The sequence below is a fragment of the Flavobacterium cryoconiti genome (assembly GCF_048158645.1).
GTDB lineage: Bacteria > Bacteroidota > Bacteroidia > Flavobacteriales > Flavobacteriaceae > Flavobacterium > Flavobacterium cryoconiti.
Genome location: NZ_JBLNKW010000002.1, coordinates 472774 through 497438, shown reverse-complemented (window position 1 = coordinate 497438; position 24665 = coordinate 472774). Strand labels below are relative to the sequence as shown.

The window sequence follows — 24665 nt, the reverse complement described above, 5'->3', positions numbered from 1 at the left end:
GATGACTACGTTGATAGGCTATAGATGTAAAGGCAGTAATGTCATAGTCGAGTAGTACTAATAACCCGTAAGCTTATGTACGCTTTTCCCCGGGGCAACCCGGGGAAGAAACTTTCTCACACTTTTTATTTTCTTTATCTCAGTATGTTAAGATATTATGTGATTAATTATCAATGATAAATTGTTAATTGTTACAGTAATTGCCCAAAGCAATTATAACCTCTTAAGGTGGTTATTGCGGCGGGGCTCACCTCTTCCCATCCCGAACAGAGTAGTTAAGCCCGCCTGCGCAGATGGTACTGCAGTTATGTGGGAGAGTATGTCGTCGCCTTTCTTTGAAAAGCCTATCTGAAAAGATAGGCTTTTTTGTTTTACAGCAGTACGACGTGTTCGGCTTTCAGCCTCGGTTCGTCGCCTTTCTTTAATCTGGACTCGTTTCAGATTCTATTAAATCCTATTCATTATTTGAATAGGATTTTTTTGCCTTATAGTCAAATCTAAAAACCATTCAATTGGCACTACCCTAAAACGATCAAGTCGGATTCGATTTAAGAAATGATTAATTTATCATGCTTGCCGTTTTCTTAGGACTTATTTTACAACATTAAAGTGTATTTTTGTGCTACTATATAAAAATACAATATGAAAAAAATTATTTTGTTTTTGACATTTATTATGTCTTTAAATATGCAAGCTCAGGAGCGACCAAAATTGGTTGTTGGCATTGTTGTAGATCAAATGAAGATGGAATATTTATATCGTTTTTCCGATGATTTTTCACCAAACGGTTTTAAAAGATTAATGGGGAGTGGCTTTACTTTCCAAAATATGCATTATAATTATATGCCTACTTATACAGCTCCAGGGCATGCCTCTATTTATACCGGCACTACTCCTTCTACACACGGAATTGTGGGAAATGAATGGTTTAGTAGAATTTTGGGTAAGGAAATGTACTGTACAGATGATGCATCGGTAAAAACAATTGGAGATGGTACAGTCAAAGAGGGAGAAATGTCTCCTAAGAATTTACTAAGCACAACTATTACTGATGAATTGCGATTGGCTACTAATTTTAAAGGAAAAGTTATAGGGATGAGCTTGAAGGATCGTGGAGCCATTTTACCAGCAGGACATTTTGCCAATTGGGCTTTTTGGTTCAGTAAAACCGGAGCTTTTATTTCCAGTTCTTTTTATGGTTCAGCATTACCGGATTGGGTTACAGAATTCAATCAAGAAAAAAGATACATGCCTTATATAACTAAAGGTTGGAATTTATTCAAACCTGCATCAACTTATAACGAAAGCCTCGCAGATGATAATCCTTATGAGGGGAAATTGTACAATAGTACTGCACCTGTATTTCCATATAATTTAAAAGATATGTATGATAAAAATGATGCAGGAGTAATACGTTCAACACCATTTGGTAATAATCTTTTGGCGGAATTTGCAATGAAAGCAATTGAAAAAGAAGAATTAGGGAAAGATAATATTACTGATTTCCTGACTGTTAGTTTTTCTTCTACGGATTATGTAGGTCACTTACTTGGGCCAAGATCGATAGAGTTACAAGATACTTATTTACGTTTAGATCAGACAATCGCTGAGTTTTTAGCTTATTTAGACAAAAAGGTAGGAAAAGATAATTATTTGCTTTTTCTTACTGCAGATCATGCAGGAGCAGAAAACGCAAACTATCTTAGAGACAATAAATACAACGTAAAAAGCATTAATCCGAAGGATATTATTAAAGGATTAAAAGACTTTTCTATTGCCAGTTTTGGACAAGATTTAATTTTAAATTATTCTAATTTCAATCTTTTCTTTAATAAAGAAATTATTAAGTCCAAAGGGCTTGATTTGAATAAAGTAAAACAGTCTTTTAAAGACTATTTGATGACTCAAGAGCAAGTTAAAAGAGTCTATACTGAAGAAGAGATTCTAGGGTCTACGGGAAATGATTATTATCTTAATTTTATAACTAAAGGATACGATCCAACACAAGATGGAGATCTTGTTATTCTTGACAAAGCTGCTTATATAGAATACCAAGGTACAGGAACTTCTCATGGAACACCATATAGTTATGATACGCATGTACCAGTAATATTCTACGGTTGGCATATTAAGAAAGGAGAATCATTTGCAAAGAAATATATTACACAAATAGCACCGACAATTGCTCAGAAAATTAAAATTCCCTTTCCAAATGGTACTGAAGCTAATGTTTTGGAGGAAGTTTTTGAAAATAAATAAACTTTAATTATGTGTTTAATAAAAAAATCCCATCTCATGTTTAAATGAGATGGAATTTTATTTTACTTAAACAGTCGCAACTATTGGTAATGGAATTTGATTTTTTAATAAATCTTCAAAGGTTTCATGTGCTCGTATTAAGTGCCCTTCGCCTTTCATCCACAATACTTCTGCTGGTTTGTATCTTGAATTATAATTAGATGCCATAGAGAAGCAATAAGCTCCAGCATTTCTAAAACATAAAATATCGCCTTCTTTTATTTCGGATATTCTTCTATTATTTGCAAAAGTATCAGTTTCACAAATATATCCAACAACAGAATAAAAACGTTCTTTTCCTTTCGGGTGTGATATGTTTTCAATATAATGTTGTGAACCATAAAACATTGGTCTAATTAAGTGATTAAAACCGCTATCTATCCCTGCAAAAACTGTTGACGTAGTTTGTTTCACCACATTAACTTTAGCTAAAAAGAAACCAGCTTCACTCACAAGAAATTTACCAGGTTCAAATATTAATGTTAATTCTTTGCCGTATTCTGTACAAAAAGCATTGAATCTTTTTGAAAGTTTTTTGCCTAATTCTTCAATATCAGTTTCGATATCATCCTTTTTGTAAGGAACTTTAAATCCGCTTCCAAAATCTAAAAATTCAAGGTTTTTGAAGTTTTTTGCCGCGTCAAATAAGATCTCCGCTGCGTATAAAAATACTTCTATGTCAAGAATATCAGAACCCGTATGCATGTGAATACCAACTATATTCATTTTTGTATTTTCAACGATACGAACCAAATGTGGTAATTGGTGAACAGAAATGCCAAATTTACTATCAATATGACCGACAGATATATTTGCATTACCGCCTGCCATTACGTGCGGATTTATACGGATACAAACTGGTACAGATGGATATTTTGTGCCAAACTGTTCTAGAATAGATAAATTATCTATGTTGATTTGTACTCCCATAGCAGAAACTTCTTCAATTTCTTCCAAAGAAACTCCATTTGGTGTATAGAATATTTTTTCAGGCTCATATCCTGCATGAAGTCCTAACAATACTTCTTGAATAGATACAGTGTCTAAACCAGATCCCATTTCTTTTAGTAATTGAAGGATGGCTACATTTGAAAGTGCCTTCATTGCATAATTAATGCGTAACTTATCTACTTTTGAAAAAGCTTTTGTTAATCTATTGTATTGAGATTGTATTTTTTCAGCGTCATAAATATATAACGGACTACCGAATTGTTCTGCTAATTGTAATAAGTCTTTTCCTTGCATTTTGATTCTATTTTTAGGCAAATTTATTATTCTTTATCAATACAAACAAATAAAAGTATTGATTTTAACAAAATATAACAAAATGTTATATTTAAAACATTTAATATAATCTATTGTTTTTTTATAACTTTTATGAAAATAAAAATCCCTTGATAATTAATTTATCAAGGGATTTTGTAAAATTACTTTTTTTTATAAACTAGGTAAATCACCGTTACCTTTAGTTGGTAAATTTGTGAAACCCATTAGATAATTATCTACTTCTCTAGCAGCTTCACGACCTTCAGATATTGCCCAAACAATTAGGGATTGTCCTCTTCTCATGTCACCAGCAGTAAATATATGAGGAACATTTGTTTGATAATTATTTGCTTTGTAGTTACTTCTAAAGTCTACTTCGAGTCCTAATTGGTCACTTAATGTTTTCTCAGGGCCTGTAAATCCAAGTGCTAATAAAGCTAAATCACAAGGCCAGATTTTTTCGGATCCTTCTTTTTCTATCAATTCAGGTCTTTGTCCCGGTGTCATTTTCCAAGCTACTTCAACAGTTTTTAATCCTGTTAATTCACCTTTTTCATTAGAAATGAATTCTTTGGTATTGATTAACCAGTTTCTGTCACAACCTTCTTCATGAGAAGATGAAGTTTTTAATTGTAATGGCCAAAATGGCCAAGGAGTAGTTTCACTTCTTCCAACTGGTGGTTTTGGTAAAATTTCAAAATTAGTAACCGATTTTGCACCGTGTCTGTTTGAAGTTCCAACACAATCCGATCCAGTATCACCACCACCAATAACGATAACATCTTTACCAGTAGCTTTGATTTGATCCAGAATAGATTCTCCGTATAATACTTTAGTTTGTTGTGTTAAAAAGTCCATTGCCTGAACAACTCCTTTGCTTTCAATTCCTTTTGTAGGTAAACTTCTTCTTTCAGTTGCTCCACCACATAATACAATTGAATCAAAAGAATTTAATTCTTCGATACTGAAATTTACACCAACGTTTACATTGGTTTTAAATACAATCCCTTCTGCTTCTAAAACAGCAACACGTCTGTCAATAATTCCTTTTTCTAATTTGAAATTTGGAATTCCATAACGTAATAATCCACCAATTGCATTGTCTCTTTCAAAAACGGTAACGGTATGTCCTGCACGATTTAATTGTTGTGCAGCCGCTAAACCAGCAGGACCAGAGCCTATGACAGCTACCGTTTTGCCTGTTCTTGTTGCTGGAATTTGTGGTTTTATCCATCCTTCTGCGAAACCTCTTTCGATAATATTTTTTTCAATATTTTCAATAGCTACAGGTTCACTGATTATACCTAAAACGCATGATTTTTCACATGGAGCAGGACATAATCTTCCTGTGAATTCAGGGAAATTGTTTGTTGATTGCAAAATCTCCAATGCACTTTCCCATTCCTCTTGATGTACCATGTCATTAAAATCAGGAATTAAATTTCCTAATGGACAAGCACTGTGGCAAAAAGGAATACCACAATCCATACATCTTGAACCTTGTTCTTTTATTTTATCTTTTGCTAACGGAATTGTAAACTCATTATAGTTTGATACACGTTCTACAACAGCTATATTATTTTCGTCAGTTCTACTATATTCTTTAAATCCACCTATCTTACCCATGACTATGCTATTAGTTCTTCTATTTGCTTTTCTTCTGCTAATCTTTTCAATGCTTTTTTGTAATCTGTTGGCATTACTTTAATAAAGTGTTTTTGTTGATTTTCCCAATCAGCCAAAATTCTTTTTGCCAATGGACTATTTGTATACATAGAATGATTTTTAATTAAACGTCTCAGTTTAGTTATATCCTCTTCTTCTAATGTTTCAAAAGCAACCATTTCCATATTACATACTGTAGCATCGAATTTTTTATTTGGATCAAAAACATAAGCAATACCACCACTCATACCTGCAGCGAAGTTTCTTCCGGTTTTTCCTAAAACTACTACAGTTCCTCCAGTCATATACTCGCATCCATGATCTCCAATTCCTTCTACAACTGCTGTTGCTCCAGAATTTCTAACACAAAAACGTTCTCCAGCCATACCGTTGATGTAAGCTTCACCAGTAATTGCTCCGTAAAGGGCAACGTTACCAATGATGATGTTTTCTTCCGGTTTGAATGTTGCAGTAGGAGGGACTTTGATAATTAATTTACCACCTGAAAGTCCTTTCCCTAAATAATCATTACAGTTTCCATGAATTTTGAATGACAGACCATTTGTTGCAAAAGCACCAAAACTTTGTCCGGCAGAACCTTCAAAATCAACTAATATTGTGTCTTCAGGTAAACCTTGTGCACCATATATTTTTGAAATTTCATTACTTAATATTGCACCAACAGAACGATCCGTGTTTTTGATATCAAAAGTAACTCTTGTTTTTTCTTTTCTATAAATAGAAGGAATAGCTGCTTTTATAATTTCAAAATCAAGTACATTATCTAAAGCATGATCTTGTGTTGTTGTATTATGATTTGGAACAACTTTAGCTTTTTCTGGTTTATATAAAATGGTAGATAAATCTAATCCACTTGCTTTGTAATGTTTAATAGCTTTGTTAACGTTCAGTTTTTGAGATTGTCCCACCATTTCTTTTAGTGTTCTAAATCCTAATTGCGCCATGATTTCTCTTAACTCTTCAGCAATAAAATACATGAAGTTAATGATATGCTCTGGAGTTCCTTTGAAATTTTTTCTCAATTCTGGATCTTGTGTAGCGATACCAACTGGACAGGTGTTCAAGTGGCAAGCTCTCATCATGATACAACCAGACGCTACTAACGGTGCTGTTGCAAAACCAAATTCTTCAGCTCCAAGTAAAGCAGCGATAGCTACATCACGTCCTGTTTTTAATTGTCCGTCACATTCTAAAACTACACGACTTCTTAAATCATTTAAGATTAAAGTTTGTTGTGCTTCGGCAAGTCCAAGCTCCCAAGGAATACCTGTATGTTGTAGTGAAGTTAATGGTGCAGCACCAGTACCTCCATCATATCCTGAAATCAAGATCACATCAGCTTTTGCTTTAGCAACACCAGCAGCGATTGTTCCAACACCAACTTCAGAAACTAACTTAACGTTAATACGTGCTTCACGATTGGCATTTTTTAAATCAAAAATCAATTGAGATAAATCTTCAATAGAGTAAATATCGTGATGTGGCGGAGGCGAAATTAGTCCAACATAAGGAGTTGAATTTCTTACAGCAGCAATCCAAGGCACTACTTTCTCTCCAGGTAATTGTCCACCTTCTCCAGGTTTTGCACCTTGAGCCATTTTTATTTGAATCTCTCTGGCATTTGTCAAATAGTTGATAGACACACCAAATCTTCCAGAAGCTACTTGTTTAATAGCACTATTTCTAGAATCACCATTTAAGTCTTTTTGAAAACGTTTAGGATCTTCTCCACCTTCTCCAGAATTACTTTTTCCGCCAATTCTATTCATGGCAATTGCCAAGTTTTCGTGGGCTTCCTGACTGATAGATCCATAAGACATGGCTCCAGTTTTGAATTTTTTCACAATTTCTGTCCAAGGCTCTACTTCGTCAATAGAAATTGGATCCAAATTATTGAATTCAAATAAACCTCTAATAGTCATTAGGTTTTTACTTTGGTCATTGACCATATTGGAGTATTCCTTATAGCTTTCTGGGCTATTTAATCTAACAGCCTGTTGTAACTTAGAAATAGTTGTTGGGTTGAACATGTGTTTTTCCCCAGTTCTTCTCCATCTATAGATTCCTCCAATTTCAAGTGACAATAAATTGGCTACTTTTGAATTTGGAAAAGCTTTTTGATATCTTTTTTTGATTTCTTTTTCCACTTCCATTAGACCAATTCCTTCAATTCTAGAAGGTGTGTAAGGGAAATATTTAGAAGTGAATGTTTTATTTAAACCTAAAATTTCAAAAATTTGAGCAGCTCTATACGAATGTAAAGTAGAGATACCAATCTTATTCATGATTTTAAGGATTCCTTTTGCAATCGCTTTATTATAATTTTTAATTGCATAATCTGCTTTTACTCCAGTAATAAAGCCCTCGTTAACTTGGTCATGAATAATTTCATTTACCATATAAGGATTTATTGCACTTGCGCCGTAACCAAATAATAATGCAAAATGATGTGGTTCACGTGGTTCAGCAGATTCAATTATAATTCCAAATTTCGAACGAACTTTTAGAATATTCAGTGAATGATGAATATAAGAACAAGCCAATAACATTGGTATTGGAGCCATTTTCTCGCTTACACCTCTATCAGAAATGATTACAATATTGCAACCTTCAGAAACTGCTTTAAAAGTAGCTTGAACTGCTCTTTCCAAAGCGCGTTCTAATCCATTTACTCCTTTTTCGATATCGTATAAAGTAGAAATAGTCACCGATTTGAAATCAGCATGATCAATATTTCTTATTTTATCTAAATCCTCATTTGAAATAACTGGATTTTGGATTTTTAATTTTTTACAATGCTTAGGCTCAATATCAAAAATATTAAAATCTCCACCAATTGCTAAACTGATATCAGTAATAATCTCTTCACGGATACCATCCAATGGTGGGTTAGTAACCTGTGCAAATAATTGTTTGAAATAGTTATATAATAATTGTGGTTGATCTGATAAAACCGCTAAAGGAGTATCATTACCCATAGAACTTAAGGCTTCGTTACCTTGAGCTCCCATTGGGTTTATGATTGTTTTTAAATCCTCAATTGTGTAACCAAATAAACGTTGTCTTGTTTCAAAGTCTATTTTTTCGGTTGGTATTGGATTATTAGTATAAGGAATTTGAGCTAATTGCAATAAATTCTCATCTAACCATTTTTTGTATGGACGTTTGGTAACTACTGAATTTTTGATCTCATCATCTTCAATGATTCTACCTTCGTTCATGTCCACCAAAAACATTTTTCCTGGCTCTAAACGACCATGTTGCACTACATCTTCCGGTTTGATATCAAGAACACCAATTTCTGAAGACATAATTACGAAACCACTTTTTGTAAGTGTATAACGAGAAGGTCTCAAACCATTTCTATCTAATAAGGCACCAATAACGTTACCATCTGTAAAAGGAATAGAAGCTGGACCATCCCAAGGTTCCATGATACAAGCATTATACTCATAAAATGCTTTTTTGTCTTCCGACATGGTTTGGTGTTTTTCCCAAGCTTCAGGAACCACCATCATCATTGCTTCAGGTAAAGAACGTCCAGTCATCAATAACAACTCGACAACCATATCCATAGAAGCTGAATCTGATTTTCCTTCTAATATAATAGGGAATAATTTTTTCAAATCATCACCAAATACATCACTTTGCATCAATTCTTCACGAGCACGCATTCTGCTAATGTTACCTCGAAGGGTATTGATTTCTCCATTATGACACATGTATCTAAATGGTTGTGCTAATTCCCAAGAAGGAAATGTATTTGTTGAAAAGCGTTGGTGAACCAAAGCTAATCTGGTAACTAAATCAGTATCAGATAAATCAGTATAGTAACGACTAATGTCTTCTGGCATCAACAAACCTTTATATATAATAGTAGTTGTTGAAAAACTAGAAAAATAGAACATATGACTTTCTGAAGTTCTTGAATTTCTTATTGTATGCTCTGCAATTTTTCTTGCAGCAAACATTTTGGCGTTAAATTGTTGTTCTGTAAGGTCCAATCCGTTTTTACCAACAAATACTTGTTTTACGGTTGGTTCTTTTTCAGCTGCAATTTGTCCTAAATTAGAAACATCTACAGGAACATCTCTCCATCCTAGAATTTCTAAATTTTGATTGCGTATAGAATCCTCAAAAGTTGTTTTACAAAAAGCTACTTGGTTTATGCTTTTTGGCATAAATACCATTCCTACTGCATATTGTCTTGCTTCTGGGATTTCAAAATCACATACTTTTTTAAAAAAGATATGAGGGATATCAAATAATATTCCAGCTCCATCTCCTGTTCTTCCATCTGCACTTACAGCTCCACGATGCTCTAGCTTTATTAAGATATCAAGTGCTTTATGAATAATATCATTAGACTTAATTCCATTCAAATTACAAATAAATCCTGCGCCACAATTATCATGTTCAAATTCGGGCAAATAAAGGCCTTGTTCTTTAACTTTCATGCTTAATATTTTTTTTACAAAATTAAAGATTTAGTAACATATAATGAATACAAAAGCCAAAATGAGCGTATTTTTACAGTAATAGTAGAAAAAGGTGCGATAAATCACAATAATTGTATTTAAATACATTTGAATTGATTTTTCGATAAAAAGAAAACCGATTAAAAGGACTAAAAGCAATAATTTTGAAAGAATTATTTTACTGATGATTTTTGTTTTAGAATTATAACAAAATGTTTGTTATTTTTTATATTTTTTAGTTCGCTCAATGAATAGCTTGAAATGTACAAATTTAGGCGCTACATTTAATAAAAAAAAATAGTAGTTAAGTTTAATTTTGCTATTTTTGTGCCACTTTTATTCTGAAATAAATTCAGAATCCAGACAAATTCTATATTATGAACATACACGAATATCAAGGAAAAGAGATTTTAGCTAGCTACGGAGTTCGCATACAACGCGGAATCGTTGCTAATAGTCCAGTAGAAGCCGTTGCTGCTGCAAAACAATTAACTACAGAAACTGGTACAAGTTGGTATGTAGTAAAAGCCCAAGTTCATGCAGGTGGACGTGGTAAAGGTGGTGGAGTTAAACTTGCCAAAAATTTACAACAAGTAGAAGAAATTGCAGAACAAATCATTGGGATGCAATTGGTAACACCTCAAACTTCTGCTGAAGGTAAAAAAGTACATAAAGTTTTAATTGCTGAAGATGTTTATTATCCTGGCGAAAGTGAAACTTCTGAGTTTTATGTTTCTGTTTTATTGAATAGAGCAACAGGTCGTAACATGATTATGTATTCTACTGAAGGTGGAATGGATATTGAAGAAGTTGCGGAACACACTCCACATTTAATTTTTACCGAAGAAGTTGATCCTTCTGTTGGATTACAAGGTTTTCAAGCAAGAAGAATTGCTTTTAACTTAGGTCTTTCAGGTAATGCTTTTAAAGAAATGGTGAAATTCATCGATTCTTTATACAATGCTTATATTGGATCTGATGCTTCGATGTTTGAAATCAACCCGGTTTTGAAAACATCTGACAATAAAATTATGGCTGTAGATGCTAAAGTAAATATCGATGATAATGCTTTATACAGACAAAAAAAATATGCTGATATGCGTGACGTTCGTGAGGAAAATCCAATCGAAGTTGAAGCAAAAGAAGTAGGTTTAAACTATGTTGATCTTGACGGTACAGTAGGATGTATGGTAAATGGAGCTGGTTTAGCTATGGCAACTATGGATTTAATTAAGTATGCTGGTTTTGAGCCTGCTAACTTTCTTGACGTAGGTGGAACTGCTGATGCAAAACGGGTTGAAACGGCTTTCCGTATTATCTTAAAAGATAAGAACGTAAAAGCAATTTTGATTAATATTTTTGGAGGAATTGTTCGTTGTGACCGTGTGGCACAAGGAGTTGTTGATGCTTACAAAAATATGGGAGATGCTATTAAAGTACCAATCATTGTTCGTTTACAAGGGACTAATGCAGCTATTGCTAAAGAATTAATTGATAATTCAGGAATGCCAATTTTATCGGCTGTTGAATTTCAAGAGGCAGCTGACCAGGTAAAAGCGGCGCTTTCTTAATTAGAAAATTGTTATATCTTAAAAAGATCCTGGGTGAAAGCTCAGGATTTTTTTATGTAATAAATTTATAGTGTTGATGATACTGTAAATTGTGCTTTTAGTGTTTATAAATAAAATGACTTTGATTATAAAATAAAGTTATCATAAGAATTCAATTATGTGTAGCGTATCGAATACCTTTACATTATACTAGTATTAATTATTCTAGTTTATATTAATCTGTTACCAAATGAAACTTCATATACAAAATAATTTCATTACCGAGTTACCTGCTGATCCCGATGAAAGCAATATGCCGAGACAGGTACAGCAAGCTTGTTATTCGTATGTATTACCTAAAAAACCTTCAAATCCTTCATTAATACATGCTTCAAATGAAGTAGCAAAGGCTATTGGTCTTTCTCAAGAAGATATACTTTCTCCTGATTTTTTAAATGTTTTTTCAGGAAGCACCGTTTATCCGGAAACAAAACCCTTTGCATTGTGTTATGCCGGACATCAATTTGGAAACTGGGCGGGGCAATTAGGAGACGGTCGTGCCATCAATTTAACCGAAGTTGTTCATAACAATAAAACATATACTTTGCAGTTAAAAGGAGCTGGGCCAACTCCATATTCCAGAACAGCGGATGGGTTTGCAGTTTTACGTTCTTCCATTCGAGAGCATTTGTGTGCCGAAGCGATGCATTATTTAGGTGTTCCAACCACACGTTCGCTTTCGCTAATGCTTTCTGGCGATCAAGTATTACGTGATGTATTGTATAATGGAAATCCGGCCTACGAAAAAGGAGCAATTGTTTGTAGAGTAGCTCCTTCTTTTATCCGTTTTGGTAGCTTTGAATTATTTTCTTCCCGAAAAGAGTATGTTAATCTAAAATTATTAGCTGATTTCACCATCAAACATCATTTTCCTCATATTCAAGGAGAAGGTGTTGGGAAATATCTGGACTTTTTTCATGAAGTATCACAAACTACACTGAATATGATTGTACACTGGCAACGCGTTGGTTTTGTTCATGGTGTTATGAATACCGACAATATGTCCATTCATGGTATTACGATTGATTATGGACCTTACGGTTGGTTGGAAGACTTTAATTCCAATTGGACGCCTAATACAACGGATAGGCAGCATAAAAGATACCGTTTTGGCAATCAACCTGAAATTGCGCTGTGGAATTTGTATCAATTGGCTAACGCTTTGTATCCTTTGATTCAGGATGCTAAACCTCTTGAAACTATTTTGGATGCTTTTAGTCTTGATTACGAAAAGGAGTATTTGAATATGATGCAAAATAAACTCGGTTTCCAAATCAAAAAAGAAACTGACGCAATTTTAATTGAAAGTTTAACCCAACTGCTTGAATTGGTAGAAACCGATATGACAATTTTCTTTAGAAATCTAGGTAATGTTACAGAAGCAGATAATGCAACAACAGCTTTCAATACAATAAAAGATGCGTTCTACAACGAAAAGGATTTGAATGAAACTATCTTGAAAGATTGGCACGAATGGTTTGACAATTACAAAATTCGAATCAATGAAGAAATACTCTCGGATTCTGAAAGAAAAGAGCAAATGAATAAAGTAAATCCAAAATATGTATTGCGAAATTATATGGCACAATTGTGTATTGAAGATGCAGATAAAGGAAATTATTTGTTGTTAAATGAACTATTTGAAATGCTTAAAAATCCCTATGATGAACAACTAAATTTTCAAAAATGGTTTGCCAAAAGACCTGATTGGGCTAGAGATAAAGTGGGGTGTTCTATGTTAAGCTGTAGTTCTTAAGGCTTTTATGATGAAATACTTTTAAAGATATAAAAAAATCCTGAGTGAAAACTCAGGATTTTTTAGTTTAATTTAGTAGAAGCGCACAAATTTACACTACTTATGATTTTTTATTCTTTCCGAAATTAAATTTCACTTTCTCTACTACTTGAACCTTTGGAGCTCCTTTTGAGAATTGTTTTTTGAACGGTTTTTTAGCAGCAGGCTTCGTTTTTGAAGGACTTTCGTCACCTCTTGATTTCTCTTCGTCTCTTGGTTTTGCTTTGAATTCAGCTCTTTCTGAAGCGCCTTCTTTTACAGGAATTTGAGCTTTGTGTTTAGCTAAAACATCGTTTGGGTTTTTTGGATTTTCTTTGGTTCCACGCAAGTGAATTACTAAAGCGTTTAGGAAATTACGCAACACTTGGTCACCGCATTCCATATAATTCTCATGTTTTTCATCACGGAAAAAAGCACCCAATTCTGATTTAGTGATTCTAAAATCTACCAATTCTAATATTTCAACTATTTGATCGTCACGCAACATTAAAGCTACGCGAAGTTTTTTAAAGATATCGTTGTTTGTCATCATATTCTAATTTTTTACAAAGGTACGGTTAAAAAGCAATCGCACCACAATTTTAGATTTAGAATTGGTTTTGGTTCAGAATGTGAATTATTTTATCCAAATCTTCTTTTTTGTGATTGGCAGTAATTACAATTCGATTTAAATCCTTAGTGTCAGTCGTGTATTTAAAATTGGTTACTATAATTTTATTCGCAGTGAAAATTTCATTTATTCCTTCGATTTCAGGATAAAGTAAGGGGTAATCTGGATCAAAACGAACTACTTTATTTTTAATTAAATGAGCTTCTATATATTTTAAATTGTCTTTTAGTTTTTGATGCTGTTGCAAATAGATTACTGATGCATCAGCCATAGTTTGTACAAATGCCGCATTCATTCCTGCACTGGAAACAAAAGTATCATGAGCTGCCATCTGATTAATAAACTCGGAATCACTGGCAATTACACCTCCCGTCAATCCGAAAGCTTTACCTAAAGAGGACAGCATGATTTTTCTTTTAATATTGGGAAGATCAATATTCGAAAAAATCCCGCAACCATTCGTCCCCAAAATCCCAAGTGAATGTGATTCATCAATTACCAAAGTGATTTCTTTATTGGAAGGAATCGAATTTAGAATGGAAAGATTGATTGGTTCTACATGAAAAGAAGGAACCGCATCAGTTAGAATCGTAATTTTTTCAACTGTGGTATCCAGCAAACGAGGATTTAATTCATTTCCAATAAAAAAAGGAAGACTATTTACTGCTTTTATAGCAGTATGCGTATCGGGAAAATGAAAAAAGCAATCAGTTTGAGGTGTTACTGCTTCAATAACTAATTTTCCCGCTAACATTCCGGAAGAAAGGGTAAGCGCAGCATCCGCTTTGATATAATTGGCTAAAAAACGTTCTCCATTTTCATAGGCAGTTAATTGAATGTTGGCACTTCTGGAACTTCCGTAAGCCGTTCCCCATTGTAAAATATTTTTGATGAGCAGCTTTTGGAATTCAGGATGTGTTGGTAAACCCAAATAGGCCGTTCCGCCAAAATATAGATATTCTTCATTTTCGATTTCAATTATTCGATCTGGAAATTGGTTGACTTTCATTTAAAATTAAATTAAAGTTACACCTGTACCATTTAAGTCTGAATAGTTTGTTTTTCCAAAATCTATTGTTACACCAGTTGCAATATCTTCTGCCAAAAGCAATGCGCCGTCCATATCCACGTAATCCAATTGCGGTAATAAATGAGCAATCGCAGATATTCCAACCGTTGATTCTGTCATACAACCCACCATCGTTTTTAAACCTAATTTCTTGGCTTCCTCAATCATTCGTCGTCCGGGTGTTAATCCGCCACATTTTACTAATTTGATATTTACGCCATGAAAATGATGGTGACATTTGGCCACATCTTCTTCTATAATACAACTTTCGTCAGCAATTATAGGTAAAACAGAATGCTTGAAAACTTCCTTGTGTTCTTCCCAATTATCTGCTTTCATGGGTTGTTCCAAAAATTCTACGCCTAGTTTTTTTAACTCGACTGCATTATTTATGGTTTCTTCCACTCCCCAACCACAATTGGCATCGATTCTAAAAATGGCATTGGTATGTTTTCGTAACTCTTTTACAATGGCAATATCTTCTTTGGTTCCTAGTTTTATTTTATAAATCGGCCAAGGTAATTCTTCCATTTTAGCAACCATTTTTTCTATGGAAGCAATACCAATAGTATAATCTGTCAATGGATTTTTATCGATGGAATAATTCCATAACTCGTACAATTTTTTTCCTTTTTTACGAGCATGCAAATCAGTATACGCCATATCCAAAGCGCACAAAGCAAACATGTCGTCTTTTAAATAAGGATAAATTTTTGCCCAAAATTCTTCGGGTGTTTCATTTGTTGTAGTTTCAATTACAGAACGAATTTTTTCTAAATCCTTCATCATCATTGGAACGGTTGTCTTATAATATGGATTAGATGTTGCTTCGCCAAAACCTGAAAATCCTTCACTTTTTAATGCTACAATCAATGAAGGCTGAAAGTCAATCGATTCTCTTGAAATCGTAAACGTATGTTTTAATTTAAGGTTGTATTCTCTTAAGATTAGTTCCATTTGAATCTGATTTAGTACTTAAAATTAATGTATTTATTTTTTAAATTAATAACCGAGCCATAAAACTGCTTTGACAAAACCATCGCGCCATAACTTTTCATTGTGTTGTCCTCCTTTTACGATTTTCTTTTCATTCAAATTGAGGCAATAACATCGTTTAGTGTTAATTAGGTGTTCCATCTTATTGAGGTCAAAAATCATAGAATCATCGTCACCTTCTTTATCTCCGCAAAGGAAATAATATTTTGTTTTTTGCTTTTTATTTTTTTCTTCTAATTCAAAAATTTCCTTGCGGTTAATCCAAAAAGCGGGCGAGAAAACACCTGCTTTACCAAATACTTCAGGATATTTTAAAGTTGCGTAAAAGGAAGTCAAACCACCCAAAGAACTTCCCATAATTAGGGTATTTTTCTTCTCAGGTTTGGTTCTATAAGTCTCGTCAATTTTTGGCTTCAACGTTTTTACAATAAATCCTAAATAATTATCCGCTTTTCCACCACCATATTTCTCATTTTTATAAGGCGTTAGTTCCTCTAAACGTTTTTCATTTCCGTGCTCGATTCCTATAACAATAACCTGTGCATTAAGACTATCCAGTTTTTCATCAACATTCCATTCTCCGCTATAGGATGTTTTAGCATCAAATAAATTTTGAGCATCGTGCATGTATATCACGGAATATTTCTTTTTGGAATTTAAATAATTTTTAGGTAGATATACCCAGATTTTCTTTGTCGTTTTAAGTTGTGGAGCCTCTATAGTAAAGGTAGAAACCTGTTTTGATGCGGTGCTTTGTTGAGCGAAATTTTTTATTGTCGCAAAAAGTAGTATAATAAGAATTAACTTAGGCTGTTGAATCATTACTGGTATTTTGTGGTTTTATTTAAAAAAATCAATATTTTAGCTAAAAATAATAATTTCATGGATACTTACGAGGAAAAAAGAAGCTTACTTTTAGAGATGATTGCTTTTTCTACTGTTGACGGACAATTGCATAAGAGAGAATACGATTTTTTGTTTATTGTTGCCAATGAATTAAATATAGAAAAAGGAGGATTTAATGATTTGTTTCATCAAGAATTGCCAAAATTACCTATTAAATCAGATTTTCAACGCATCCAACAATTTTATAGACTGGCTTTGTTAATGCATAGCGATGGAGTTTTGCATAAAAAAGAAACTATCGCTATCCAACAAATAGCAATTGACATGGGACTTAATCCAGAGGCAACTAAGCGTATTCTTAAGTTAATGAAGGAGGCACCAAATGCAATTATTAAAGGTGAAGTTTTATTGAATGTTTTTCAGGAACAACAGAATTAAGTTAATTGTCCTTGCAATGCTTTTATTTCATCACGTAATTTTGCGGCCTGCATAAAGTCTAATTCTTTTGCCGCTTTTTCCATTGATTTGCGTTTTTCACGTATACGTTTTTCAATATCTGGCTTCGATAAATATTCTGTAATGGGTTCGGCAGCAGTTGAAAGAGTATAACCTAATTCATAATCTGCCAAAGGATTTTTGGTAAAGGCGCTCTCAATTTTTTTATTCAAGGCTTGAGGAACCAAATTATTTGCAGTATTGTAATTAATTTGTTTTGTTCTGCGATAATTGGTTTCGTCAATGGTTTTTTGCATGCTTGCCGTAATTTTATCAGCGTACATAATTGCTTTTCCGTTCAGATTTCTTGCTGCACGACCAATTGTTTGCGTAAGCGAACGATGACTTCGCAAAAAACCTTCTTTGTCTGCATCTAAAATTGCCACCAATGAAACTTCTGGTAAATCCAAACCTTCACGAAGTAAATTCACACCAATTAATACATCAAAAATTCCTTTTCGCAAATCTTGCATGATTTCTATTCGTTCCAATGTGTCTACTTCTGAGTGAATATAACGACAACGAATATTGACTTTCGTTAAATATTTGGCCAATTCTTCCGCCATTCTTTTGGTTAAAGTGGTCACTAAAACACGTTCGTCTATTTCGGCTCGAACCTGAATTTCTTCAATTAAATCATCAATTTGATTTAAACTTGGTCGGATTTCAATAATTGGATCTAATAATCCTGTGGGACGAATTACCTGTTCGACAACGACACCTTCGGTTTTTTGCAATTCATAATCGGCTGGCGTTGCCGAAACGTAAATCACCTGATTTTGCATCGCTTCGAATTCTTCAAACTTCAAAGGACGATTGTCCATCGCTGCCGGAAGTCGGAAACCATATTCCACTAAATTTTCTTTTCGGCTTCTGTCCCCACCATACATGGCGCTAACTTGAGAAAGTGTCACGTGACTTTCGTCCACCACCATTAAGTAATCTTTCGGAAAATAATCCAATAAACAAAAAGGTCTTGTTCCTGGTAAACGACCGTCAAGATAGCGGGAATAATTTTCAATTCCAGAGCAATAACCAAGTTCGCGAATCATTTCCAAATCAAAATTGGTACGTTCTTCCAATCGTTTTGCTTCCAAATGTTTTCCAATTTCCTTAAAATAATCGACTTGCTTCACCAAATCTTGTTGGATTTCCCAAATTGCGCCTTGCAAAACATCTGGCGAAGTCACAAACATATTGGCTGGATAAATCGTCAGTTTATCAAATTTTTCAAGGACTTTAGAATTCTTTGTGTCGAAACTTTCAATTTCCTCGATTTCATCACCAAAGAAATGAACTCGATACGCCTCATCTGCATAACTAGGATAAACATCTACTGTATCGCCTTTTATTCTGAAACTTCCGGGGTTAAAATCGGCTTCAGTTCTGGAATATAAACTTTGCACCAGTTGATGCAATAATTTGGTTCGGGAAATGATTTGGCCTTTTTCAATTGGAATCAAGTTTTTCTGAAATTCAATAGGATTTCCAATTCCGTATAAACAGGAAACGGAAGCCACTACTAAAATATCTCTTCGTCCAGAAAGCAACGAAGCAGTAGTTGACATTCGCATTTTTTCCAGTTCTTCATTGATGGATAAATCCTTTTCGATGAAAACGCCGGTTACGGGCATAAAAGCTTCGGGCTGGTAATAATCGTAATACGAAACGAAATATTCCACGGCATTATTCGGAAAAAATTGTTTGAATTCCGAGTATAGTTGTGCAGCCAAAGTTTTATTGTGTGCCAAAACCAAAGTTGGTCTTTGTACTTCCTGAATTACATTAGCCACGGTAAATGTTTTCCCAGATCCAGTAACTCCTAATAAAGTTTGGAATTTATCACCATCAATAATCCCTTGAGTCAATTTTTCAATCGCTTGAGGTTGGTCGCCCTTAGGCTGGTAATCAGATACTACTTGGAAATTCATTTAAAACAAGGACAAAGGTTATGAGAAACAAAGGTACAAAGTTTGGATTCTTTTTTTACCAAAGTTTAAGCCAAAAAAAAGCCATCAACAAAAGTTGATGGCTTTCCATAATATAAAATGTTTTTCTAGAAGCTGAAGCTTAATCTGGCAAAAACAAAACGACCGTTTTGACCAAATTGAGATGTGTTTCTTGAATATACAAATTGATTTGCATTAGATAAGTCAATGTAATTGTTTGAAGATGTAGTTGTTGAATAAATAACAGCTCCATTAGCATCAACTCCAGAAGCTCTTTTTGCAATTGTTTGAGGTCCTAAATTGAAAGTTGGATAAATATCAAAAATGTTATTAGCTCCTACTACAATTTTTGTTGCATTAGTAATTTTAAATCCTACAGACAAATCGGTAATGATTTTCGCAGCCCATACTGGGTGTTCGTTTTCAACTGCTTGATTATTTACAACAATAGCATTAATAGTTCCGTCATTATTTGCATCAGCAATGTTAGGGTCAGTTACTTTACCAAAATAAACGTTTCTCAAGAAGAAATCGAATTTTTTGTAAGAAAGTGAATTTGTTAAATTAGCTTTAACTCTTGGCACTGCTTCTTGAAGATAAATTCTTGAAGATTCAGAATAGTATCTGTTTATCTGACCTGCTGCTTCTAATATAGGTGATGCATGGATGTCGCCTACTTTTTGGGTATTAGAAATGGTACCAGACAAATCAGTTTTTAAAGATAAACCTTCACCTAAACTTATTTTATGGCTAATTACAACATCAATTCCTTTTGATTCCGTGTCAATTGCATTAGCAAAGAAAGTTGCTGCAGTTGCTCCAGCGGCATCAAAGTAAGGTTTTGTAACAGCATTAGAAGTAAATTGATCGGTAAGAACTACTCTGTCATTAATTTTTACAATATAGGCATCGGCAGTTAAAGTAAGATTAGCAGCTGGTATTTTTGCAGTAAATCCAATACTGGCGCTTTTAGATTCTTCTTGTTTTAATGTTGGAATTCCCAAAGCTTTTGCTACTGGAGAGTCATTACTGAAAGTTCCAACTTCAAATGGCACACCACCTACGAATTGTGTAGCTGTTGAATTAAAATAGATTTGGTGCAACGATGGCGCTCTAAATCCAGTTGAAACAGCACCACGTAAATTGATGTTATCTGTTAATTTATAACGAGATGCAACTTTGAAATTAGTTGTATTTCCAAAATCAGAATAATTCTCAAAACGAACCGCACCGTTAACTAACCATTTGTCAGTAAGATCTAATTCTAAATCAGTATAAACGGCATAACTGTTACGTCCTTTATCAATAGCATTTGCAGGTCTGAAACCTGGGAACACTTGTGCTCCACCAGGTCTTGTAGACCCATAAAAGTCAGTGACTTTAATGTTAGCAGGAGTTGTCCCAGTAACTACGGCTCCATTGATATCATATAGGTTATAAGAATCTGGCTCACCTGCATTGATAGTGAAGTTTTCATGTCTGTATTCCGCACCAAATGCAACGTTTAATCCTTTTAATACATCAAATTTTCTGTTGATATCAAAATTGGTTGTATTTTGAGAGAAACCTAAGCCACCGGCATCAAACTGAGTTGCAGATTTTTCTCTTAAGGAAGCATTAACTGTGTTTTCAATATTATAGTCAAAAGTATTTTTTCCAAAAGTATTACTTAAATCAAAATTCCAATTTTCGAATAAAAGACCTCTAAGACCAGCAGCTACAGATACATCACCGATTGTAGAATGAATCTCTGGCAAAAATCCATTTGGATATAAACCGGTATATGATCTAGCTTGATTTGGTTTTCTGTAAAAACCGGCAGCTTCTCCAGTTCTATAACTAGTTCCGCCAAAAGCATACACTTCTAATTTATCATTGATTGGATAAGCAGCGTTCAAAAAGAATTGTGCGCTTTTCAACGAAGATTGTCCAACTCTCATATTGAAATCTTTTCTTTCAAGACTTCTATATGCTAATTCTCCTGCAGTGGCATCAAAATTTAATGCTGTTTGCATTTGAGAAATAGTAGCAGCACCAGTTATAGCAGTTTGTTGCGCTGTTGTAAAATAACCTACTTGTGGAGCATACGTTTTAATGGTTGAAAGTATTTGTGCCGTATTTGGAGTATTAGTAATGTTACCAAAAAGAGCATTAATATTTGTCCCGTCTTCTGCAGCTCTTTGTTCAACCGCATTATAGGCATTGAATAAAGTTCCTGTAACATCCTTAGCTCTGCTTGTCGCATCTCTAAGTTGAAAGCTGGCAGTTGCATTAATAAAGCTTTTTTCTTTCCCAAGACCAGTTCCATAGTTTAAGTCTAATTGGTAATTACCACCGTCAATACCACCATCGTGGTCGTTAGCACCTTTTGAAAGATTTCCTCCTCCAAAAAGGGCAACATCTAATTTATTGGTATTTTTCTTTACATTAATATTGATTACACCTGCAATAGCATCAGAACCATATTGTGCGGAAGCTCCGTCTCTTAATACTTCGATTTTTTCGATAGCAAAAGCAGGAATGGCATTTAAATCCGTTCCTACAGATCCTCTTCCAGGTGATCCATTAATATTTACTAAAGAAGAAGTATGTCTTCTTTTTCCGTTAACCAATACCAACACCTGATCTGGTCCTAAACCTCTTAATTGTGCAGGGTCAATGTGATCCGTTCCATCAGCTACAGTCGTAGTGTTTGATGTAAACGATGGTGCAACCATGTTCAAAATTTGATTTAAGTTAACTTGTGGTCCTTGTGAAGCAATCTCTTTCATGCTGATTACATCAATAGGCACAGCAGATTCTGTTACCGTTCTGGTAGGATTACGAGAACCTATTACAACAACATCTTGAAGTGTTTCACCGCTTCCTGTTAAAGTAACATTTATAAGGTTTCCAGTTACAGTTACCGATTTAGTTTCTAAACCTACATAAGAAAATTGTAAAATATCTCCCATTTGAGCAGTGATAGTATAATTTCCATCTGCATCTGTCGTGGTTCCTTTTGTTGTCCCTTTTACAAGAATTGTTACACCTGGTAAAGGTTGACCACTATCATCAACTACACGACCTTTAATAATTTCAGCAGCTATATTCTCATTTAGTGTTGACATAAGGTCTCCATTCATGCCCACTTTTTGGATTCCTTCCTTTTGTAAAACAATTTGATTGCTTACTTCAGTATAATTAATTTTAAGTGGTTTCAAAATACGGGTAAGTACACTTGATAATGCCTCATTATTAGCAGAAACACTCACTTTTTGATTAAATTGTGTCATTCTCGAATTATACGAAAATTTCACATTTGCCAATTTTTCAAGTTTAGTTAACGCGGTATCTAAGTTTAAATCGGTTAGGGTAATAGTTACCTTTGTATCCAATTTTCTTTGCCCTCTGATATTATTCGCTATTGTAACACTTGAAAAAACAAGGGCTAAAACAAATTGAAATAAGGTTATTTTCATGATTCGAAAGAGTAATCGTTGTTTAAGGACGGTTTTTTTCATAATTTTGGTTTGTGTTTGTTAATATTCTTTTGTTTGGTTATTGAGAACGCAACAATTACTCTTTACAGAGAGGTAATTGATTTAATTCAAGGCGTCGGGAATGTTACAGCATTTTCGGCGCTTTTTTGTTTAAGTACTTTAATTCATAGGCTAAATAAGGTTAATTGCATCCATCTGATATAATAATTATTTGGTTTCCATTCATTTCATAACTGCTATTGTTTCCAAGACTTTTACAGATAATTTTGAGTTTTTCTGGTAAAGGTTGGTCTCCCAAAGAAGTGGTAAGATAACAGTCTTTTAATTTTTCCTGAGGAAAATCAATTTTCACCAAATAAGCTTGCTCAATAGTTTTGAAAATTTGAGCAACAGGAATATCTGTAAATTCAAATCCCAATTGTTCGATAGTACTCGTAGAATGACTTAAAGATTCATCTTGTGTTATATCAGTAATTTTATTGAAAATTAAATTTTTACGCACGAATCGTAAGGCTTGATTGGGTAATAATACAATCAATTCGTCTTTTGCGTTTGCGATTAACTGGTTTGATCTTACCTTAACTTTTCCGGTACGAACGACCACCTCTATATTTGGTTGATTAGCGTATGCTTTTATTTTAAAACTGGTTCCAACTACTTTAGTTACAATTTCATTGGCAAAAACAAAAAATGGTTTCTGAGGATTTTTACTGATTTCAAAAAAACCTTCACCAGATAAGTAAACCTTTCTCTCATTACCCACAAATATTTTTGGATAACTCAATTTGCTATTAGGTTGTAATAATACGGAACTACCATCTGATAATGTTATTATTTGAGGTTTGTCGGAATTATTAGTTTGCTCAACCAGACCTTCATCATTTTCATTAATCAGTTCATTGTAGGTAAGTGCCGAATTTTTAGTGCCGAAATGTTGGCTATAAAACCAGCCGGATAAAAGACCAATAACTAAAATAGCAGCTACTTTTCTAAACCATTGGTTTTTCCAAAGTTTTAGAACTGGTTGTGTTACTGCATTTTTATTTTCTTCTTTTGTTTCAATTTTCATCCAAGTTGCTTCTAATGCATTTTGAACGGCCTCAGAAGATAAGTCAGTATCAGGAGTTTTCATTGCTAACAGCCATAAACGGGCTTCTTCAACCAATTTGGCACGATTGGAGTTTTCTAAAGTCCATTCTTCCCAGTCTTGTTGGTCGTCTTTGAAACACACCCATAGATGGAATGATTCATCGGCTAAAAAGTCTTCTATTTCAGTATAATTGTTACGGTGTTGCATCAAAAAAAGGTTACAATTATATAGAGGACAGTTTTTTCACTGGATACTCATTAAATGCTAAATTTTTTTGATTTTATTTTTTTTAAACTAAAAAGTAGTTAAAAATAGTAGTAAAATAAGAGAAATACTTCCTTTCCAATCTTTGCGTAAGCACAATAAAGCACGATGTAAAAGATTGTTTGCTGATTGATAATTAATATCAAGTGTATGTGCTATTTGGTCTACAGTAAGTTCCTGATTGTAGCGAAGATATAAGGCTTCTTTTTGGCGAGAAGGCAAATTATTAATTAGTTGATTGAGGCGTGAGACTTTGTCAGCGGTTATTTCATCGGCAATGAGATGATGTTCTATAGAAAAATCAAATAAAAATTTAATGGAATCTATAGAAGTACTTACACGGAAAATACGATCACGTTCTTGTAATCGTGTAATACGTTTACGAACACTGGATAGTAAATATGCTTTTACTACTACTGAATCATTTAGTTTATTTCTATAAACCCAAATATCTGTAAAAACATCTTGTACACAATCCTGCACTTTTTCAGGAAATGGAATAAATGAATTTCCATAACGGACTAAATGGGAATAATGCCTCTTAAAAAGTAGCGAAAAAGCTTTTTCATCCCCTTTTTTTAGATTGCTCCAAAGTGTGGAATCATCTTGTGTTTCGGTATGTAGTAGTTGCCTTTTCACAATTTAGTTTGGATTAGTTCATTTTTTTAGTGCGAAATAACTTTTGAATTGTAATAAAAAAGGATAATAATGAGGTTCTTTTTTTTGCTTTT

Annotated in this window: 15 protein-coding genes and 1 rRNA gene; 5 read left to right on the top strand and 11 right to left on the bottom strand. The window is 33.8% G+C overall.

The genetic code is table 11. The annotated features are described in order from the left end of the window. Nucleotides 1–224 precede the first annotated feature (224 nt). Together rrf and pafA are read left to right on the top strand one after the other, a co-directional pair. Nucleotides 225–334: ribosomal RNA gene (gene rrf / locus ACM55H_RS05055) — 5S ribosomal RNA — on the top strand. 308 nt (nt 335–642) lie between these two features. Beyond that, nucleotides 643–2259 (top strand): alkaline phosphatase PafA, encoded by a 1617-nt coding sequence (gene pafA / locus ACM55H_RS05050; protein ID WP_416835461.1) that lies wholly within the window; start codon nt 643–645, stop codon nt 2257–2259. A gap of 66 nt (nt 2260–2325) precedes the next feature. On the opposite strand, the gene lysA is transcribed toward pafA, so the two are convergent. From lysA to gltB, 3 genes are all read right to left on the bottom strand, one after another. Then, nucleotides 2326–3543 carry a diaminopimelate decarboxylase gene (gene lysA, locus ACM55H_RS05045; RefSeq protein WP_416835460.1) on the bottom strand — a complete coding sequence of 406 codons (1218 nt, stop codon included), beginning with the start codon at nt 3541–3543 and terminating at the stop codon, nt 2326–2328. Between the two features lie 192 nt (nt 3544–3735). Further along, on the bottom strand, nt 3736–5190 hold the full coding sequence (locus tag ACM55H_RS05040; protein WP_416835459.1) for a glutamate synthase subunit beta: 1455 nt from the start codon (nt 5188–5190) through the stop codon (nt 3736–3738). A gap of 2 nt (nt 5191–5192) precedes the next feature. Next, the gene (gene gltB, locus ACM55H_RS05035; protein ID WP_416835458.1) at nt 5193–9707 is read right to left on the bottom strand and encodes a glutamate synthase large subunit; all 4515 of its coding nucleotides are present in this window, start codon (nt 9705–9707) and stop codon (nt 5193–5195) included. A 398-nt stretch (nt 9708–10105) separates the two neighbouring features. On the opposite strand from gltB, the gene sucC reads away from it, so the two are divergent. Both sucC and ACM55H_RS05025 read left to right on the top strand, forming a co-directional pair. Beyond that, nucleotides 10106–11299, top strand: coding sequence for an ADP-forming succinate--CoA ligase subunit beta (gene sucC / locus ACM55H_RS05030; protein WP_416835457.1), 1194 nt, complete (start codon nt 10106–10108; stop codon nt 11297–11299). Nucleotides 11300–11528: 229 nt separating this feature from the next. Next, nucleotides 11529–13094: a protein adenylyltransferase SelO gene (locus ACM55H_RS05025; protein WP_416835456.1), complete on the top strand. Its 1566-nt coding sequence runs from the start codon at nt 11529–11531 to the stop codon at nt 13092–13094. 100 nt (nt 13095–13194) lie between these two features. On the opposite strand, the gene ACM55H_RS05020 is transcribed toward ACM55H_RS05025, so the two are convergent. From ACM55H_RS05020 to ACM55H_RS05005, 4 genes are read right to left on the bottom strand one after another with little or no spacing between them, the layout of a single operon-like run. Beyond that, the gene (locus ACM55H_RS05020) at nt 13195–13662 is read right to left on the bottom strand and encodes a DUF1456 family protein (RefSeq protein ID WP_416835468.1); all 468 of its coding nucleotides are present in this window, start codon (nt 13660–13662) and stop codon (nt 13195–13197) included. A 58-nt stretch (nt 13663–13720) separates the two neighbouring features. Beyond that, a complete protein-coding gene (locus tag ACM55H_RS05015) occupies nt 13721–14752 on the bottom strand; it encodes an aminotransferase class I/II-fold pyridoxal phosphate-dependent enzyme (RefSeq protein ID WP_416835455.1) in 1032 nt (343 codons plus the stop codon). A gap of 6 nt (nt 14753–14758) precedes the next feature. Then, nucleotides 14759–15769, bottom strand: coding sequence for a dipeptide epimerase (locus ACM55H_RS05010; RefSeq protein WP_416835454.1), 1011 nt, complete (start codon nt 15767–15769; stop codon nt 14759–14761). A 45-nt stretch (nt 15770–15814) separates the two neighbouring features. Then, complete coding sequence (locus tag ACM55H_RS05005; RefSeq protein ID WP_416835453.1) at nt 15815–16630, bottom strand: alpha/beta hydrolase; 816 nt, start codon at nt 16628–16630, stop codon at nt 15815–15817. Nucleotides 16631–16690: 60 nt separating this feature from the next. On the opposite strand from ACM55H_RS05005, the gene ACM55H_RS05000 reads away from it, so the two are divergent. Then, nucleotides 16691–17092 (top strand): excinuclease ABC subunit B, encoded by a 402-nt coding sequence (locus ACM55H_RS05000; protein WP_416835452.1) that lies wholly within the window; start codon nt 16691–16693, stop codon nt 17090–17092. On the opposite strand, the gene uvrB is transcribed toward ACM55H_RS05000, so the two are convergent. From uvrB to ACM55H_RS04980, 4 genes are all read right to left on the bottom strand, one after another. Next, on the bottom strand, nt 17089–19080 hold the full coding sequence (gene uvrB, locus ACM55H_RS04995) for an excinuclease ABC subunit UvrB (protein ID WP_416835451.1): 1992 nt from the start codon (nt 19078–19080) through the stop codon (nt 17089–17091). The genes ACM55H_RS05000 and uvrB overlap by 4 nt on opposite strands. A 125-nt stretch (nt 19081–19205) precedes the next feature. After that, nucleotides 19206–22601 (bottom strand): TonB-dependent receptor domain-containing protein, encoded by a 3396-nt coding sequence (locus tag ACM55H_RS04990; RefSeq protein WP_416835450.1) that lies wholly within the window; start codon nt 22599–22601, stop codon nt 19206–19208. A 160-nt stretch (nt 22602–22761) separates the two neighbouring features. Next, a complete protein-coding gene (locus ACM55H_RS04985) occupies nt 22762–23877 on the bottom strand; it encodes a FecR family protein (RefSeq protein ID WP_416835449.1) in 1116 nt (371 codons plus the stop codon). 87 nt (nt 23878–23964) lie between these two features. Further along, nucleotides 23965–24573, bottom strand: coding sequence for an RNA polymerase sigma factor (locus ACM55H_RS04980; RefSeq protein WP_416835448.1), 609 nt, complete (start codon nt 24571–24573; stop codon nt 23965–23967). Nucleotides 24574–24665 lie beyond the last annotated feature (92 nt).

Bases quoted from the DNA above. Each gene is read 5' to 3' on its own strand.
- pafA (WP_416835461.1), top strand. From the start codon at position 643: ATGAAAAAAATTATTTTGTTTTTGACATTTATTATGTCTTTAAATATG.
- lysA (WP_416835460.1), bottom strand. From the start codon at position 3,543: ATGCAAGGAAAAGACTTATTACAATTAGCAGAACAATTCGGTAGTCCG.
- ACM55H_RS05040 (WP_416835459.1), bottom strand. From the start codon at position 5,190: ATGGGTAAGATAGGTGGATTTAAAGAATATAGTAGAACTGACGAAAAT.
- gltB (WP_416835458.1), bottom strand. From the start codon at position 9,707: ATGAAAGTTAAAGAACAAGGCCTTTATTTGCCCGAATTTGAACATGAT.
- sucC (WP_416835457.1), top strand. From the start codon at position 10,106: ATGAACATACACGAATATCAAGGAAAAGAGATTTTAGCTAGCTACGGA.
- ACM55H_RS05025 (WP_416835456.1), top strand. From the start codon at position 11,529: ATGAAACTTCATATACAAAATAATTTCATTACCGAGTTACCTGCTGAT.
- ACM55H_RS05020 (WP_416835468.1), bottom strand. From the start codon at position 13,662: ATGACAAACAACGATATCTTTAAAAAACTTCGCGTAGCTTTAATGTTG.
- ACM55H_RS05015 (WP_416835455.1), bottom strand. From the start codon at position 14,752: ATGAAAGTCAACCAATTTCCAGATCGAATAATTGAAATCGAAAATGAA.
- ACM55H_RS05010 (WP_416835454.1), bottom strand. From the start codon at position 15,769: ATGGAACTAATCTTAAGAGAATACAACCTTAAATTAAAACATACGTTT.
- ACM55H_RS05005 (WP_416835453.1), bottom strand. From the start codon at position 16,630: ATGATTCAACAGCCTAAGTTAATTCTTATTATACTACTTTTTGCGACA.
- ACM55H_RS05000 (WP_416835452.1), top strand. From the start codon at position 16,691: ATGGATACTTACGAGGAAAAAAGAAGCTTACTTTTAGAGATGATTGCT.
- uvrB (WP_416835451.1), bottom strand. From the start codon at position 19,080: ATGAATTTCCAAGTAGTATCTGATTACCAGCCTAAGGGCGACCAACCT.
- ACM55H_RS04990 (WP_416835450.1), bottom strand. From the start codon at position 22,601: ATGAAAAAAACCGTCCTTAAACAACGATTACTCTTTCGAATCATGAAA.
- ACM55H_RS04985 (WP_416835449.1), bottom strand. From the start codon at position 23,877: ATGCAACACCGTAACAATTATACTGAAATAGAAGACTTTTTAGCCGAT.